This is a genomic window from Grimontia kaedaensis (assembly GCF_023746615.1).
In the GTDB taxonomy this organism is placed as follows: Bacteria; Pseudomonadota; Gammaproteobacteria; order Enterobacterales; family Vibrionaceae; genus Enterovibrio; species Enterovibrio kaedaensis.
Genome location: NZ_CP082275.1, coordinates 316,485 through 331,849 on the forward strand (window position 1 = coordinate 316,485; position 15,365 = coordinate 331,849).

At 50.2% G+C, this 15,365-nt stretch carries 15 protein-coding genes; all 15 read left to right on the forward strand.

Annotated features, from left to right (window positions below):
• Nucleotides 1–30: 30 nt before the first annotated feature.
• The 15 genes from K6Q96_RS01575 to K6Q96_RS01645 are packed head-to-tail and all read left to right on the forward strand — an operon-like array spanning nt 31 to nt 15,307.
• Complete coding sequence (locus K6Q96_RS01575; RefSeq protein ID WP_251877285.1) at nt 31–1,485, forward strand: MSHA biogenesis protein MshI; 1,455 nt, start codon at nt 31–33, stop codon at nt 1,483–1,485.
• Nucleotides 1,482–2,138, forward strand: a complete 657-nt coding sequence (locus K6Q96_RS01580; protein ID WP_251877287.1) for a type 4a pilus biogenesis protein PilO — start codon at nt 1,482–1,484, stop codon at nt 2,136–2,138. Before K6Q96_RS01575 ends, K6Q96_RS01580 begins: the two co-directional genes overlap by 4 nt.
• Nucleotides 2,122–2,445 carry an MSHA biogenesis protein MshK gene (locus K6Q96_RS01585; RefSeq protein ID WP_251877289.1) on the forward strand — a complete coding sequence of 108 codons (324 nt, stop codon included), beginning with the start codon at nt 2,122–2,124 and terminating at the stop codon, nt 2,443–2,445. Before K6Q96_RS01580 ends, K6Q96_RS01585 begins: the two co-directional genes overlap by 17 nt.
• Nucleotides 2,446–2,492: 47 nt before the next feature.
• Nucleotides 2,493–4,061: a pilus (MSHA type) biogenesis protein MshL gene (gene mshL / locus K6Q96_RS01590; RefSeq protein WP_251879557.1), complete on the forward strand. Its 1,569-nt coding sequence runs from the start codon at nt 2,493–2,495 to the stop codon at nt 4,059–4,061.
• 9 nt (nt 4,062–4,070) lie between these two features.
• A complete protein-coding gene (locus tag K6Q96_RS01595) occupies nt 4,071–4,901 on the forward strand; it encodes an ExeA family protein (RefSeq protein WP_251877291.1) in 831 nt (276 codons plus the stop codon).
• A gap of 6 nt (nt 4,902–4,907) precedes the next feature.
• Nucleotides 4,908–5,996 carry a tetratricopeptide repeat protein gene (locus tag K6Q96_RS01600; protein ID WP_251877293.1) on the forward strand — a complete coding sequence of 363 codons (1,089 nt, stop codon included), beginning with the start codon at nt 4,908–4,910 and terminating at the stop codon, nt 5,994–5,996.
• Nucleotides 5,986–7,701 (forward strand): GspE/PulE family protein, encoded by a 1,716-nt coding sequence (locus tag K6Q96_RS01605; RefSeq protein ID WP_251877295.1) that lies wholly within the window; start codon nt 5,986–5,988, stop codon nt 7,699–7,701. The genes K6Q96_RS01600 and K6Q96_RS01605 overlap by 11 nt, the downstream gene beginning before the upstream one ends.
• Nucleotides 7,701–8,918, forward strand: a complete 1,218-nt coding sequence (locus K6Q96_RS01610; RefSeq protein WP_251877297.1) for a type II secretion system F family protein — start codon at nt 7,701–7,703, stop codon at nt 8,916–8,918. The genes K6Q96_RS01605 and K6Q96_RS01610 overlap by 1 nt, the downstream gene beginning before the upstream one ends.
• Entirely contained in the window at nt 8,919–9,524 is a 606-nt protein-coding gene (locus tag K6Q96_RS01615) for a hypothetical protein (protein ID WP_251877299.1), read from the forward strand. It abuts the gene before it with no gap.
• Entirely contained in the window at nt 9,521–9,979 is a 459-nt protein-coding gene (locus tag K6Q96_RS01620; RefSeq protein ID WP_251877301.1) for a type II secretion system protein, read from the forward strand. The genes K6Q96_RS01615 and K6Q96_RS01620 overlap by 4 nt, the downstream gene beginning before the upstream one ends.
• Nucleotides 9,980–9,985: 6 nt before the next feature.
• Nucleotides 9,986–10,450, forward strand: a complete 465-nt coding sequence (locus K6Q96_RS01625; RefSeq protein ID WP_251877303.1) for a type II secretion system protein — start codon at nt 9,986–9,988, stop codon at nt 10,448–10,450.
• A complete protein-coding gene (locus K6Q96_RS01630; protein ID WP_251877305.1) occupies nt 10,437–11,042 on the forward strand; it encodes a type IV pilus modification PilV family protein in 606 nt (201 codons plus the stop codon). The genes K6Q96_RS01625 and K6Q96_RS01630 overlap by 14 nt, the downstream gene beginning before the upstream one ends.
• A complete protein-coding gene (locus tag K6Q96_RS01635) occupies nt 11,042–11,791 on the forward strand; it encodes a PulJ/GspJ family protein (RefSeq protein ID WP_251877307.1) in 750 nt (249 codons plus the stop codon). Before K6Q96_RS01630 ends, K6Q96_RS01635 begins: the two co-directional genes overlap by 1 nt.
• Entirely contained in the window at nt 11,781–12,215 is a 435-nt protein-coding gene (locus tag K6Q96_RS01640) for an MSHA biogenesis protein MshP (RefSeq protein WP_251877308.1), read from the forward strand. The genes K6Q96_RS01635 and K6Q96_RS01640 overlap by 11 nt, the downstream gene beginning before the upstream one ends.
• On the forward strand, nt 12,215–15,307 hold the full coding sequence (locus K6Q96_RS01645) for a DUF6701 domain-containing protein (RefSeq protein ID WP_251879559.1): 3,093 nt from the start codon (nt 12,215–12,217) through the stop codon (nt 15,305–15,307). The genes K6Q96_RS01640 and K6Q96_RS01645 overlap by 1 nt, the downstream gene beginning before the upstream one ends.
• Nucleotides 15,308–15,365 lie beyond the last annotated feature (58 nt).

Sequence of the window (15,365 nt, forward strand, 5' to 3'; positions counted from 1 at the left end):
AACATTTCCCCGAGCAGATTTTAGGTGCAGATGGCAGTTTCTACTCTTTTTGCAAAATTTTCCCCGGTTAAACAACGGGATGTTGTTAGCTTGGTCGTATCCGCCGAAAAGGTCGTGATCGCGTATCAGGACAATATTGGAAAGACGCAACTGGATGCGCAAACCGTTACTCAATCTGACCCGTGGACGGCAGCGATAAAACTGATTTCCCTTCATGGGATCAGCAAAGCAGACGTGCATCTTGTGCTCGGGCATGGCCTCTATCAATCCCTGTTGATTGATGATCCCGGTTTGTCTGATGAAGACAAGCGCGCGGCGTTGCCATTCCAGCTCAAAGACTTCATTTCTGATTCGCCGTCGGACATTGTTGCCGATGGCTTCAGCTCACCGGTAGCTAACCGTTTCCAGGCGTTTGTTTGCCATAAACTGCCACTTGTCCAGTTCAGTAAAGCGCTGGAGAAAAGTCAGTGTCGACTCACTAACGTATCGCTTGAAGATGTAGCGTTGCGTCAGTGGACACAACTGGATAAAACCGAGATGGTGCTGAGCCGTGACAGCCATGGCGTATTGCAACTTGCTGCTTTCCATCTTGGCAAGCTTTGTTTTCAGCGTCAGATTCGTGGTGTGATGCTGGAAGGGCAAATGATGCCACCTATGGTTGTTGATGACTTGGCACTGGAAGTGCAGCGTTCACTTGATTACCTGCGTTCACAATTGAAAAGTGCGCAAGTGACAGGGCTGGTCGTCAGTGTCCACGGCATTGATGATACCGAGTTGGCGTTCCAACTGTCTTCACGTCTTTCTGTGGCCGTGCGTCCACAGCAGCTTTTTGATACCGGTGCCCATCATCAACACATTGCGATGGCCGCGCTAAGCCACGACTATTCCCCGGATGTGAATCTGTTTAGCGACGACCTGTCACCCAAAGCGCCGCTGCTGACATTCGAAAAAATGCTGCTGGTATGGGGCGCAACCTCGCTGCTGATTGTGTTAGTGGCTGCTTACCAACAATTTTCATTGGCGCAAGCTGAGAAATTCTTTTCACTGGCAGACAGCGAGCGACAGAGTGCACAAAGTCTTTCCGATGAGCTTAACGAGCAAATGGCTTTGCATCTGCCTTCGGTAAGCCTGACCAATGAGGTGAACGAGAAAAAAGCCGCCATTGAGGCTAAGCGCCGTGCGTTGGCTGCGGTGAAACAGCATGACGTTGCACTTCAGCAAGGTCATGCAGATACCTTCCGCGCACTGGCCTCACTTTCTCGCCGCGATATTTCCGTGTCTTCTATTTCTGTTAATCAACAGTCGCTCGATTTGAGCGGACTGGCTGCCACTCCTGCTTCTGTTCCGGCTTGGCTGCAGACATTCAATTCTCAGCCACCACTGGCAGATCGCGTATTTGAACAAATGGCGCTGAGCCGCGATGAGAAAAATCGCCTGAACTTCAATCTGGTATCCAAACGTGAAAGTGGGGAGAGCGCGAAATGAATGCACTACTCACCCGCGGTAAAGACGCGTTTGATGCACTGAGCGTCCGTGAACAGTGGATGATTGCACTGGCAGGCTGGATGGCGATTCTTGGCTTGGGTTTGCTCCTCTTTATTGAGCCTGTAAGTAAGACGCTGGGCCAGCTAGAAACGCAGATTCTTCAGTCAGAGCGCACGACCGAAGACTTGGTGACACTCAATCGTCTGAAGCAGGAAAAGCTGCACACCTCACCGAACACTGAGCTTGAAGCTGAGCTGGCAACACTCAATCAAGACATTTCAGCGCTTGATAGCGAAATGGAGCGTAAGGTGGATGGTTTGGTTACTGCGGCCCAAATGTCTTCATTGATGGAAGCCGTGCTGAGACAGTCTGAGCGTTTGACGCTGGTATCAATGAACTCCTTGCCACCGCAACAACTGACAGACACTGAGGATGCGGGTTACTACATCCATCCTGTCGAAATCACGCTGGAAGGGCGTTACTTCGATATTGTCGATTACCTGAGTGCGCTGGAGGCCTTGCCCGTCAAATACTACTGGCAAAGCGTGGACTACAGCGTGAAGGAATACCCGAAGGCTGAAGTCACCATTGAGGTTTATACCCTGGGTGAAAGTGCTGTGTTTATCGGGGGCAAAAATGAAATTACTGAATAGCGTTCTGATTATGTTTTCGCTGTTGCTGCCGATAACGTCTTTAGCAGAGAGTGATCCGACAGCGCCACTGGGCTTTACGCCCTCCTCTCAGCCAGCAAAGAAAAAGGTATATCGCTTGCCAAAACTGGACGCGATTTTGTGTGCTAGCGATGGCAGTTGTTCTGCCGTGATGAATGGCAAGAGCGTGGGGAAAGGCCAAAGCATCAATGGCTACGTTGTCAGCCAAATCAATGAAGAGCGCGTAACGCTAAGCCGTGGTGGCAAGCGTTGGGCATTGACCGTATTTAACGAGCAGGTAGTACAGTGAAGACACATTCATTACTGAGCAAAGGTTTACTGACCTTCGCCGCAGCGATGCTGTTGTCGGCGTGTCAGAGCGTGGGACATCAAAAGCCGACTGAAGTGCAGGAAGCGCTGAACGAGGCCTATGCACAGAGCACTTCCCAGCCATTGACGGAATTGCCAGATGCGGTCACTCAGGATTTGATGGGGGATTTCTCTGACACCTCTGGCAGTGGCGTGTTGACTGAAAAACGCCTGCGCATTAATGCTAACAATGTCGATGCCAAAGCCTTCTTTGGCTCTTTAGTGCAAGGCACGGATTTCAATCTGGTGATGCATCCGGAAGTGGGCGGGAAGGTCACGGTTTCTCTGAAAGATGTCACCGTGCCTGAAGCGTTGGAAGTGGTTTCTGATATCTACGGCTACAACGTCGAAATGAATGGACGTCTTATTCAGATTTTCCCGGCGGTACTGCGCACGGAAACTTTCCCGGTGGATTACCTTCAGCTTCAACGCGCTGGGGTATCACTGACTTCTATCAGCACAGGTGCCGTTTCAACGGACTCCAGCTCCGGCAGCGGAGATGATGAAAAAACTGAGCGCACCTCTGTGCCAACTGGCGGTACTGTCATTGAAACCCGCGCAGAAAGTAACTTCTGGGCACAGCTTGAACGCGCTGTTGCAGCCATGATTGGCAATGGTGACGGCCGAAGCATCGTAGTTTCACCCCAGGCGAGTTTAATCACGGTGAAGGCATACCCGAATGAACTTCGCGAAGTGAAGCGCTTCCTCGACGCATCACAAGCACGCCTGAAACGTCAGGTGATTCTGGAAGCCAAAATCCTTGAAGTGACTCTGAGTGATGGTTATCAGCAGGGTGTGAATTGGTCGAACATCACTTCTTCCATTGGCAGCGGTGGCGTGGAGATAACACGAGATGCCGCTGAACTTGCAGGCGATTTTATTTCCAATGTGATTGGTGGACAAACCAACATCAAAATTCAGGATGGCAATTTTGAGGCTGTGCTGAATTTCCTTGATACACAGGGCGATGTAAATGTGCTGTCGAGCCCACGCGTCACAGCAGCGAACAACCAGAAAGCGGTCATTAAAGTCGGTGGTGACGAGTACTTTGTTACGGATATTTCTTCCAGCGATACGTCAGGCGATAACTCAGACTCTGGCCCGAACATCGAATTAACACCGTTCTTCTCGGGTATCTCCCTGGATGTGACGCCACAAATCGACGATGACAACGGCGTGCTGCTGCATGTTCACCCTGCGGTGATTGATGTGGTGACGGAAGAGAAAACTATCCAACTTGGCACTTCATCACAGCCTTATGTGTTGCCGCTAGCTAAGACGTCTATCCGTGAATCGGACTCTATCATCCATGCCCAATCTGGGGATGTGGTCGTCATTGGTGGTTTGATGAAATCCAGCTACGAGGAAATGGTCTCTAAAGTACCACTTCTGGGCGATATTCCGGGCCTTGGCCATTTGTTCCGTAACGTGAACCGCATGAAGCAGAAAACCGAACTGGTGATTTTGCTGCAACCTTCTGTGGTGGGTGAGCAAACCTGGCAGGAAGAGATCAACCGCTCGCGTCAGCTGCTAGACGACTGGTTCCCGGAGAATTAAGCCACTCATATGTATATGTCGCACTTTGGCCTCAATGCCGCGCCATTTAGCCTGACTCCAGACACACGCTGTTTTTTCGGCCTGCGTTCACACGTCGATGCGATAAATACCTGCGTGTCGGCGATGGAAATGGGCGAAGGCTTGGTCAAAGTGACAGGCGAGGTGGGTACAGGAAAAACCATGGTGTGCCGTTTGGTGCTCAAAGCACTGGGCGACAGCTTTACTTTGGTCTTTTTGCCGAACCCAGCCAATACGGTGGCAGGGTTGCATCGTCTGATCGCTGATGAGCTTGGCATTGATGATCAGGTGACAGAAGACAAGCTGCTTGGTGCAATCCAACAGGCAGCCATTATCGCAGCGCTAGATGAAAAGCCCGTCGTGATCCTTTGCGATGAAGCGCAGGCCATGCCGGATAAAGTGCTTGAAGCGATTCGCTTGTTGGGTAATCTGGAAACCGAGCAGCGCAAGCTTATCCAGCTGATTATGTTCGGCCAGCCAGAGCTTGATGAACGTCTGTCCCAGCACAATATGCGCCAGCTACTGCAGCGTATCAGCTTCAGCGCAGAATTAGCGACGCTGAGCTTTGCCGAAACCTCGGCTTATATCGACCACAGATTAAAAGAACAGGGCGCTTCGCCACTTTTCTCTACGTGGGCTAAGCGCCGCATTTGGGTCGCGAGTCAGGGCATTCCGCGACTCGTGCATCAGCTTTGCCATAAATCGCTGTTACTGAGTTTTGGCAGGGGCAAACACCGCGTCAGCGCGCATGCTGTTCGCCTCGCCATTAAAGATACACCTCTCGCCCGCAAGCACTCTGTGCTTCAGGCCGTTTGGGGGTAGGAAATCATGAGTGAATTAAACCGCATGTTGAGCGACCTTTCGTCGCAGCAAAGCAGTGAGAAACGCCTCGCTGTTGCATCAATCCCTTCTGTATGGGGCTTTCGCTTTGCACGTGTTGCGCTGGCTCTGGTGGCGACTTTTGTGGGAGCGACGAGTATTTCGTGGGCACTTTCGAGTGGCAGTGAGAAAACGGTTCTACCGGCGTCAACTTTGATAACTGAACCCGTATTCGTTGAGCCTGCACCTAAAGCCGTCCCTTCGCCTACCCAGAAAGTAGTGAAAAGTGAAGTCAGCTATGTGGCAATGAAAATGACGCCGAAGGTGGAAGCTGTTGAGCCAGTCTCTGAGGCGAAAGTCGAAACCAGAGCAACTGCACAGGTAGCTGAACCTGTGCTGATTGCGAAAGCAGAGCCAGTTAAAGCTGCGCCAGTGCAAGAAACAGTAGAAGTTGAACAAGCGGCCTCACTGTCAGTAGAAACCATCGAATTGACTGGCGAACAGTTGGCAGATATCGCTTACGAAAAAGCGCAGAAACGCGCTCAGGTTGGCGATACACAAAAAGCCATCGCTTTTCTGCGTGATGCGGTGAAATACAACCCGAGCCACATTGCTGCCACCAATCAATTGGCTGGGCTTTTGTATGGTCGCAGTCAATTGCGAGATGCAGAAAACGTGCTGCGTAAAGGCATCAGCGCCAACCCAAATTCCGCAACATTGAAACTCACACTGGCGCGCATGTACCAGCAAAGTGGCAGCGAAGAATCTGCGCTGAATGTGCTGTCTTCTTCGGTGAACTTGCTGGATGGCGAGCAGGTACGATTCGTGTCCATGCGCGCGGCTTTGGCACAAAAGCTGGGTAAGAACCTCGAAGCCAAGCAAAGCTATCAATGGCTGACAGAGCAAGAGCCGATGGACGGTCGTTGGTGGCTGGGGCTGGGTGTGTCTGCCGAGAAAACCGGTGCCAATGCGGAAGCCGAAAAAGCTTATGGCAAAGCCGTTCAATCTGGCGGTTTGAGCAACCAGTCAGTGAACTTTGCTCGCCAGCGTCTGGTTTACCTCCAGAACCTGAAACAGGGAGCAACAGATGGCCGTTAAACTTCGAAAACGTCTCGGTGATCTTCTTGTTGAGGAGCACATTATCACGGACGCTGACTTGAATGCTGCACTGTCCCGTCAATCTCAAACCGGACGTAAGCTCGGCGATACCCTGATGGAAATGGGCATTCTGACCGAAAGTCAGATGCTGGATTTCCTTGCCCGTCAGCTTGGTGTGCCAATGATTGATCTCAGCCTGACGCAAGTCGATCCAAGTGCTGTCAGTTTGCTACCAGAAGTACATGCCCGACGCCTTCGCGCGCTAGTGATTGGTCGTATCGGTAACACGGTTCGTGTGGCTATGTCCGATCCTGCGGATCTGGCTTCACAGGAAAGTGTGCTGAATCAGCTGCATCAATATCAGGTAGAACTTCTGATCACGGCAGAGCAGCCGTTGATCGATGCATTTGATCGCTATTACCGCCGCACCAGCGAAATCGCTTCGTTTGCTGAGCGACTGCAGGCCGAACACGGCTTAAAGCTGGAACAAAACTTCGGGGCAGACGAAGAGCAATCTGAAGAAGTCACCGTCGTTAAACTGATTAACTCGCTGTTTGAAGATGCAGTGCAGGTAAATGCTTCGGACATTCACATCGAGCCAGATGCCGATGCCCTGCGAATTCGCCAGCGTATTGATGGCGTGCTGCATGAAACTTTACTGAAAGAGCGCGCCATTGCTTCTGCACTGGTACTGCGCTTAAAGCTGATGAGCGGTATGGATATCTCCGAAAAACGTCTGCCACAGGATGGTCGTTTCAACATCAATGTTCGTGGCAATGCCATCGACGTGCGTGTGTCGACGCTTCCCGTGCAATACGGTGAGTCTGTGGTGATGCGTCTTCTTAACCAGTCGGCCGGTGTGCTGCAGCTGGAAGAAGTCGGTATGGATGCTCAGATGCTGGCGCGTTTCCGAAACCAGCTTCGTCGTCCACACGGCATGATTCTGGTGACCGGCCCGACAGGCTCGGGTAAAACCACCACGCTTTATGGCGCGCTCAATGAACTGAATGTGCCGGGCAAAAAGATCCTGACCGCGGAAGACCCGGTGGAATATCGTCTGCCGCGTATCAGCCAGGTGCAAATTCAAAGCAAGATTGGCCTGAGCTTTTCTTCCGCGCTTCGCACCTTCCTTCGTCAGGATCCGGACATCATTCTGGTTGGTGAGATGCGTGACCTTGAAACTGTGGAAATCGGCCTTCGCGCTGCGCTGACCGGTCACCTGGTACTTTCAACCTTGCACACCAATAACGCCATCGACAGTGCGCTGCGTCTTCTGGATATGGAAGCGCCGGGTTATCTGGTGGCGAGTGCGGTGCGCGCCGTGCTGGCGCAGCGATTGATCCGCCGTATCTGCCCGGACTGTAAAGTTCCTCACGCCACTGACGATGTGGAGCAGGTTTGGCTGACAACCACCCGCCCGGAAATGGCAGGCCACGGCTTCTACAAAGGCCGCGGCTGTCAAAGCTGTAACTTTACCGGCTACAAAGGCCGAATTGGTGTGTTTGAGCTTCTGGAAATTAACCCAGAATTGATGGACGCCTTGCGCGCTAACGACACTCAATTGTTTTCTACGTTGGCGGAGCAACAAGCGGGCTATAAGCCATTGGTCCACAGTGCGTTGGATTTTGCCAAGCAGGGACAAACTTCGCTGGAAGAGGCGATGAAGCTTTCTGAAGCGGCGGCGATGTCGCTGATAGGTGCCTAATGCCAAGGTATCGCTATACCGCGCGTAAGCCGAACGGAAAACGTGTTTCGGCGATTATTGAAGCTGCCAGCGAGAGCGATGCGATCGCCAATGTGTCGGCGTCTGGCTCGGTGTTGTTGTCACTGGAAGTCACCAAGGCGCGGGCACAAAAAGCCAATGCGCCGCTGTTCCAGCCAAAGGTGAAACTGGAATCGCTGGTGATTTTCAGCCGTCAGGCATACAGCTTGATTAAAGCGGGTGTACCGCTTCTACGTGCCATTAAAGGCTTGGCACAAAGCACCACGGATAAGCCATTGAAAGCTGCGCTTGAAAGTGTCGCCAATGAGCTTTCCAACGGTCGCCCTATGTCGGCGGCAATGCGTGACCACGAAAATGTGTTCAGTGATTTGTTTGTCTCGCTGGTACAGGTGGGTGAAAACACAGGTCGTCTCGATGATGCCATGCTCCAGCTGGCTGAATACTACGAGCAGGAAATGGAAACCCGCCGCCGGATTAAATCTGCGCTGCGTTACCCGACATTTGTGCTGATGGTAATCATCGGCGCGATGGCGTTTTTAAACGTCAAAGTCATCCCGCAGTTTGCAGGCATGTTTGCCAAGTTCGGCTCTGATTTGCCGTTGCCGACCAAGATTTTGATGGCGACATCGAGCTTCTTTGTCGATTTCTGGTGGCTGCTGGTGTTTGGCACCGTTTGCCTTTTCGCAGGCTTACAAGTGTGGAAGAACACTGAGCAAGGCCGTGTGAAGTGGGACAAATTTAAGCTGCGTATTCCGCTGGTGGGCAATCTGGTTAACCGAGCTCTGATGTCGCGCTTCTCGCGAACATTCGCCTTGATGCTGCGCGCAGGTGTGCCGCTCAACACTGCTCTGCAAATGTCTGGTGAAGCGCTGGATAACCACTTTCTTGGTGGCGAAGTGGACAAGATGAAAGCGGCGATAGAGTCGGGGATTAACCTCAGTTCCGTCACGGCAGACAGCCAATTGTTTACGCCATTGGTTCACCAGATGATTCAGGTGGGCGAGGAAACCGGCCAGATTGATAACCTGCTGCTGGAAGCGAGCGACTTTTATGACCGTGAAGTGGATTACGACCTGAAAACCCTGTCGGCGCGCATGGAGCCTATCCTGCTGCTGATTGTGGCGGGCATGGTATTAATCCTCGCATTGGGTATTTTCCTGCCGATGTGGAACATGCTCGACCTGATCCGTGGCGGCTAAATGCGCTGGATTTTTAGGTTCAGGGAAAGCAGTGCTGCCCAGTGGGCTTTGCTCACCGCGATTATCGGTATTGTCGTGATGGCTGCGATTCCCGCTTTTGAGCGTGTGATGCAGTTTGCCGATGAAGTGGAGTTTCGTTATCTCGCCAATGCGTTTGAAGGTTCGGCTAAGAATGTGCAATTGCGAGCTGCTTTAAAAAACGAGATTAAACAAAAAGATATCGTTACTGTTGAGGATGTCAGTTTCCGATTGAACTCAACAGATGACCATCAGCAAGGTTTTCCTTTTGCGTTGGAAAATGGCGCAAAAACACTGACAGCACTACGCGCTGAAGATTGCGGTGCATTGTTGGAACAATTTACTGACCAGTCTTACTGGCTGGATGACAGATTTCAGGCTGCGGTAGAACAAATATCCCAGCCAAAAATTCGCGCAATAGTGGTAAGGGAAAATGGTATTGAAGCCCAGCCTTATTGCCGATTTGAAAGACCGGTACGCGCCGGTATTTGGAGTGATGACACGTCAATCTCGGCGCGTCATGTTTTTGCTTACTACCCGGCATCGGGCCGCGTAGAAGTGTTGAGAGAAATCGGAGAAATAAAATGAAACGTCAAGGCGGTTTTACGCTGATTGAAATGATCGTTGTGATTGTAATTCTGGGTATTTTGGCAGTTACAGCTGCGCCTCGATTCCTAAATTTCCAAGATGATGCACGTGACGCTGCGCTAGAAGGTCTGCGTGGTGCTATTAACAGTGCTGGTAGTATGGTGCAAGGTAAATACCTGATTAATGGTAAAGATGGTGATAATAAAGTAGATGGCGTTTTAGTTGCTTCAAATGGCTACCCAGCGGCAACAAGCGCAGGTATTTCGAAGGCGATTGTAGGTGTTGCTGCTGATGCAAATGACACAACAAGTGACTGGAAAGTACATGCAACTGACACAAACGTGATTGAATACACCTTCAATAACTCTCAAGGCGGTAGTCGTTGCGTTGTCTATACAAACGCTTCTGCAAATGCAACAGACATCCCTACAACTGAAGTGAAAGCCTGTAGTTAATTAATTATGTCTAAAGGCTTCACCCTAATCGAGTTAATCACCGTTTTGGTGATCCTCGGCATTATTAGTGTGTTTGCCGCACCGCGTCTGTCGGGGTCTGAAGCTTTTTCAGTAACCAGTGCGCGGGATACGGGCTTGTCTGTTGCCAGACAAGTTCAGCTCAGGGCAATGCAGCAGGAGACGCCGTCTTCTGCCTGCAATGCCCTGTATGTTGCTGCCTCCCGAATGGGGGGCAGTAGCAACTCAGCCTGTGGTTTTGGTGAAAACCGTAGTGATATGGTGGATTTGTCCGACTCACAGGTTCGCATTTCACCCGCTCAAACGATTTATTTTGATTTGTTAGGACGCCCGGTAAATTCAGTAGGCGGCCGCCTTTGCACTTCTGGGCGTTGCGAGTTCTCCTTCTCCCAAGGCAGTGCAGAAGCCAAAATTTGCTTAAACAGCGAGGGCTATTTCTATGCCTGTAGCTGAAAAATCTTATCGAATTTCAAACCGTCAGCGTGGCTACACGCTGGTGGAATTAGTGATTGGCATCGTCGTGTTTGGCGTTGCCATGGTGCTGCTTAGTACCACCCTTTTCCCTATGTTCGCCAAATCTGCCAATCCGCATTACGAAGCCCGCGCAGCGGCCTTAGGACAAGCAGTGATGAATGAGATCCTGGCACGTCAGTTTGATAAAGAATCCGACCCTAACGGCAGCCGCTGGCGTTGTGATGAAGATGCTGATGCGGTTTTAGCGCAGGGTATTGTTGCCCCGAATCCTATTCAAACCTGTTCTTCTCCACTTTCAGCAGGGACGGGTTTTGTCGCTGTTGAAGACTATATCGGGTGCTGGGGAGGAAGCTCTGCCTGCACTCGCACCCACAGAGGCGATTTGAGTGCTTTGGTCGGAGGCTCCACGTCGGATTACAAAGGTTTCACTGTCGATATCAATGTCGAGTACGACAGCAGTACTTTTGCTGATAGCACCAACAACGCCAGACTCTATAAACGCATCGACCTGTACGTTGATACCGGCAGTTTTGGTCGATACGACTTCACGGCCTATCGGAGTAACTTCTGATGGCTTTGTTCACCCGCAAACCTCGCGGATTTACGCTGGTCGAGCTAATTGTCACCCTAACGATTCTGGCCATTGTTTCGGTCGGTATCTTTGGCTTTATCGAATCCAGCGCATCGGGCTATGTGGAATCACGAAACCGTGAAGCCCTGCAATCCGAAGCCCGTTTTGCGGTTGAGCGGGTAGGTAGAGAGCTGCGACATGCAGTGCCAAACAGTTTGCATATACACAGCGGCGGCCAGTGTTTAATGTTTATGCCGATTCGCTATTCCGGCACTTATCATCAATTGGTGGAGGGAGAAAATACGCTAAGCGTTGCGCTGTCTACCCAAGAGACTGATTGGCAATCTAAAGTGAGCGAAAATCATCGCATTGTGTTCTTACCTTCATCGCCTTCAGATTTGACTGGGAATAACAGCTACCAGATCAATGACGTTGTTGGCAATACAATCACAACATCGAAAACGGCTGCGGATCCTTGGCCTGCTGAATCACCCTCCCGACGTTTCTATATCTACGAAAACTCAGTCAGCTTCTGCTTTGATAACAATACTGGAACCCTTGAGCGCCGTATTAACAATGGCACTCAAAACAGTACGACTTTGGCAATGAACATTGCTGGCGGCAGCGGATTTAATTTGGGCACCACATCATTAGCCAGCGGTAACTTGGTGAATATCACTTACAAGTTCAGCCAATCCGGTGAGTCCTCGGTCTACAACCAACAAGTGCAGGTTCTCAATGCACCATAAAGCTACATCTTCCAAACGCCAAAAAGGCAGCATGTTAATCATCGCGGTATTTGCGATGACAGCCTTGGCGGCTCTCGGTGCAGCGCTGATGCAAATCACCACCTCACAAAGCGATACCACTACCCGTGAAGTGTTGGGCACCCGTGCCTGGCTGGCGGCAAATAGCGGCACTGAAATGGCGATGGCGAGGCTATTTCCGCTAGCGAAAGATGCTAACAACTTACCTGCAGCAACGTGCAGCGAGGCACCTGTTGTAACGACTTTTAGTTCTGCTGGCCTGCGCGGCTGTTCGGTTTCAGTGACTTGCGAAACCATTGATGCAGGGGAGTTTGTGCAATACCACGTTGAGAGCAAGGGGCAATGCGGTAGTAGTGCGCATCAGGTTGTTAGGGTTCAGGAAAGCTGGGCAAGGGGGATTCAGTGATGAGGCCATATCTACTTTTTTTCACTGTCGCCATGTTTAGTATCTCGGCGCACTCATCAAATTCTGCTTATTTTCCCGGGCCAGCTCAAGCTCCTAATATTGGTGGAATAGCAAACAACTGTGGAGTACACCTGCCCGGCAAAATGAATAGTTGTATTCAAATCCTTGACCATTCCACAATATACCAGCCTGAAATCTCCCCAGTTGAAGTGGGTTTTGAAGGGTTATTTCATTCTTACGAAACGACATGTAATAACTACGGAGGGGCTGAGGCTAAAGAGTGCTCTGCTATTGCATTGCGGGCACCAGATAAAGGACTAAAACCATTGGACTTGGCTTCTAATGGAGGTGTACTTGATAGTGATGTTTACCCAACTGCTGATGGATGGTCTAACGAGTATCATGAGTTTGATGCAAGTTCTCCTAACTACAGCATGGTCACCATTCCAAAGGGCAAAGTACATTTTAAGCCAGGTGTATATCACTTTGGCCAGCTTGTTTTGAACCAGAATGTTGAGTTAACGGTTGAAGGGCCAGTTGAAATTCATGTCAATAATCTTAAAACCTACAATGGCACGAAGGTGAATGTTATTGGCAATCCCCAAAATCTAATATTCTGGGTTCATGAGCAAGAAAGCGCTGATGGTTACTACAGTGCGCAGCTCGGAGCAGATTCAGTGATGTACGGCTATGTCTATTCTGTTGGTACAGTGAAAATGGCAGGTACGACAAGTGAACCATCTTGGGGAACAACAATATATGGTGCCGTAACAGCAAAAACTCTCGTCATGGCAATGCGCTCGATAATTAAGTATGGCGGGCCACTGGAAAGTTATGAGCTTAGACTTGATCCATCTTCTGAAAGCACTAATACGTGTTCGCGTATTCCGGTTATCTTCAATGTGACGGATGCTGATGGTGCGATTCAGCGCAATATTTCAGGTGATTTGTCGGTTAAAGCCTTGAACTTTAAAAACTCGGCTTGTTGGGCAACCAGTGAATTTGGGGGGTGTACTGGGCCAGATAGAACAGTTGTTTTGAGAAATGGTAGTACGAAACTCTGGCTCCAAAACAAAGCCATCGGCACCGTAAACGCAGAAGCCACTTTTACCTCAAATGAAACCGGAGAACTCATCTCCGAGCAAGGTAATTACACTTTTACAGCTGGAGGGTTCCGCTTCTCTCCTTCGCCATTAAAAATGGTGGCAGGTAAACCGGAGAAATTAACCATTGAAGCAGTTTATGGCGATTGTGACCCAACGCCTATCCCTGAATATGAGGGGAGAAAACAACTGAGTGTTGGGAATGCCAGCTATCTGCAACCCAACTACACCTCTACAGGAGCACCACATAAACCGTCGGTAAATGGAGCTGTCGGTGCTCAAACCATCGAAGTGCAGTTTTCGAAAGGTGTAGCAAAAGATGCTCTGACCTTAAATTATTCTGATGCAGGTGTGCTCTCTATTCCCATCTCTGAAGTCCAAAGTACAAATGCTGCTGGCAGTGATAGCGCCACTGATGTTGACGAAGATTCGAAGGGCGTTGAAAGCAGGCAGTTAAATGGAGATGTCTCTTTGCATGCTCGCCCATATACTTTTGCTATTTGCGGCAGCTTACCTTCACTCTCAGATGTGTCGAGTCAGAAGGCTTTTATCAAAGCTGGAGACCCGTTTACCGCTACATTGAAACCTGTCATATGGCAAAGCGGAGATTTGACAGGAACTGCGCTGAACAATGGAGGCGTCGTTCCGCTCAAACCAAATTTCTGTGGGCGAGCCACAACACCGAGCTTTTGGCATCAGAATGCGCCGGCCGCCACCGTGACCTTGGATGAAACTGCCTTTGTGGTCACGCCAGTTAACGGAAGTAATGCGTCCATAACCGGTATTGTTCCTCTTGCAAATACAGAAACGAATAATGCGAGTGATGTAAACAACGTTCGTTATCGATTTGTAGATGTCTCACTTGATGAAGTCGGCGCATTTGGAGTTCGTTCAAAGCTGGCAGTAAATTACCTCGATATGACAGTTAATCCAGGGGAAAGGCCATTAGGACGTTTTTATCCCTCCCACTTCTCTGTTTCCGGCAGTTTGACTTCTGCTATCACTGCCAGTGAAGACAGCGACGGCGATGGTTTTACTTACCTCAATCAGCCTTTCGATGGTCAATACACGGTTTATGCGATGACGGCCGATAATAAGCCGGTCAAGAATTACCACCTGTTCGGCGATGCATACAAAGCAGTCTTTGAAGACTGGGTGATTAACCCATCTTCTGAAAGTCCAGTTGTTGGCAAAGACCTCTCCGAGCGTTGGGTGAGAGCTGGGAAAACAGGTTGGAAGGTGGGAAGTGACGGTACGAGCCAGTTGTCGCTTAATTCGGAACGCATGATCCTAGAAAAAGGAAACGTACCTGAAGGACCTTTTGACCCGCTGCACTTTGCGGTTGGGGTGATCAAAGATGATATCGATAACACCGACTTCATCTATTGCGACATTCAAAATGTCGCTGGGTGCGAGACCAAGGTTATCAGACCAGTTAGTGGAGAGAGACCATCAATAGGTGGTGCCGAATTTTCTACGGGCGAATTTATGTTTGGCCGGATGCGCATGGAAGGATTTACTGAAACCCAAGATCTTTCGCGTGAACAAAAGATGCCCGTCGTAGTCGAAGTCTTTAATGGACAGCGTTTTGTCACCAATACACGAGATAATGCATCAGAAATATCGACCGATATCGGTGAGAAAGAAGTGCTATTCAGCAGTACCAGCGAAGAAGCCAATCGTGCCCAGATTTTCTTGCGCGATAGCGCCAATCGCACCATCACAAAGAAAACTGTCGAAAATGGCCGCTCCGAGTTTGTTGTGAAGGCTCCGGCTCAAAATGGCAATTTAAACCGGGAGCAGTTCCGTTACTGGCAGAGGCTGGATACGGCGATCGGAAGCGCTGCACCACAGACCTGGTTGCAACATAATTGGCAGGGTACGCAATTTGATGATGATCCCAGCGCAATAGGAACCTTTGGGTTTTACCGGGGAAGTGATCGTGTCATCTATAAAGGTGAAAAAAACATCACATTGACAGGGGAATGAAAAAAAAGACAGATCTCATTCAGGTTTGTAGATCATCACCTTGCCGCGCCCCGTCAGC

Bases quoted from the DNA above. Each gene is read 5' to 3' on its own strand.
- K6Q96_RS01575 (WP_251877285.1), top strand. From the start codon at position 31: ATGGCAGTTTCTACTCTTTTTGCAAAATTTTCCCCGGTTAAACAACGG.
- K6Q96_RS01580 (WP_251877287.1), top strand. From the start codon at position 1,482: ATGAATGCACTACTCACCCGCGGTAAAGACGCGTTTGATGCACTGAGC.
- K6Q96_RS01585 (WP_251877289.1), top strand. From the start codon at position 2,122: ATGAAATTACTGAATAGCGTTCTGATTATGTTTTCGCTGTTGCTGCCG.
- mshL (WP_251879557.1), top strand. From the start codon at position 2,493: ATGCTGTTGTCGGCGTGTCAGAGCGTGGGACATCAAAAGCCGACTGAA.
- K6Q96_RS01595 (WP_251877291.1), top strand. From the start codon at position 4,071: ATGTATATGTCGCACTTTGGCCTCAATGCCGCGCCATTTAGCCTGACT.
- K6Q96_RS01600 (WP_251877293.1), top strand. From the start codon at position 4,908: ATGAGTGAATTAAACCGCATGTTGAGCGACCTTTCGTCGCAGCAAAGC.
- K6Q96_RS01605 (WP_251877295.1), top strand. From the start codon at position 5,986: ATGGCCGTTAAACTTCGAAAACGTCTCGGTGATCTTCTTGTTGAGGAG.
- K6Q96_RS01610 (WP_251877297.1), top strand. From the start codon at position 7,701: ATGCCAAGGTATCGCTATACCGCGCGTAAGCCGAACGGAAAACGTGTT.
- K6Q96_RS01615 (WP_251877299.1), top strand. From the start codon at position 8,919: ATGCGCTGGATTTTTAGGTTCAGGGAAAGCAGTGCTGCCCAGTGGGCT.
- K6Q96_RS01620 (WP_251877301.1), top strand. From the start codon at position 9,521: ATGAAACGTCAAGGCGGTTTTACGCTGATTGAAATGATCGTTGTGATT.
- K6Q96_RS01625 (WP_251877303.1), top strand. From the start codon at position 9,986: ATGTCTAAAGGCTTCACCCTAATCGAGTTAATCACCGTTTTGGTGATC.
- K6Q96_RS01630 (WP_251877305.1), top strand. From the start codon at position 10,437: ATGCCTGTAGCTGAAAAATCTTATCGAATTTCAAACCGTCAGCGTGGC.
- K6Q96_RS01635 (WP_251877307.1), top strand. From the start codon at position 11,042: ATGGCTTTGTTCACCCGCAAACCTCGCGGATTTACGCTGGTCGAGCTA.
- K6Q96_RS01640 (WP_251877308.1), top strand. From the start codon at position 11,781: ATGCACCATAAAGCTACATCTTCCAAACGCCAAAAAGGCAGCATGTTA.
- K6Q96_RS01645 (WP_251879559.1), top strand. From the start codon at position 12,215: ATGAGGCCATATCTACTTTTTTTCACTGTCGCCATGTTTAGTATCTCG.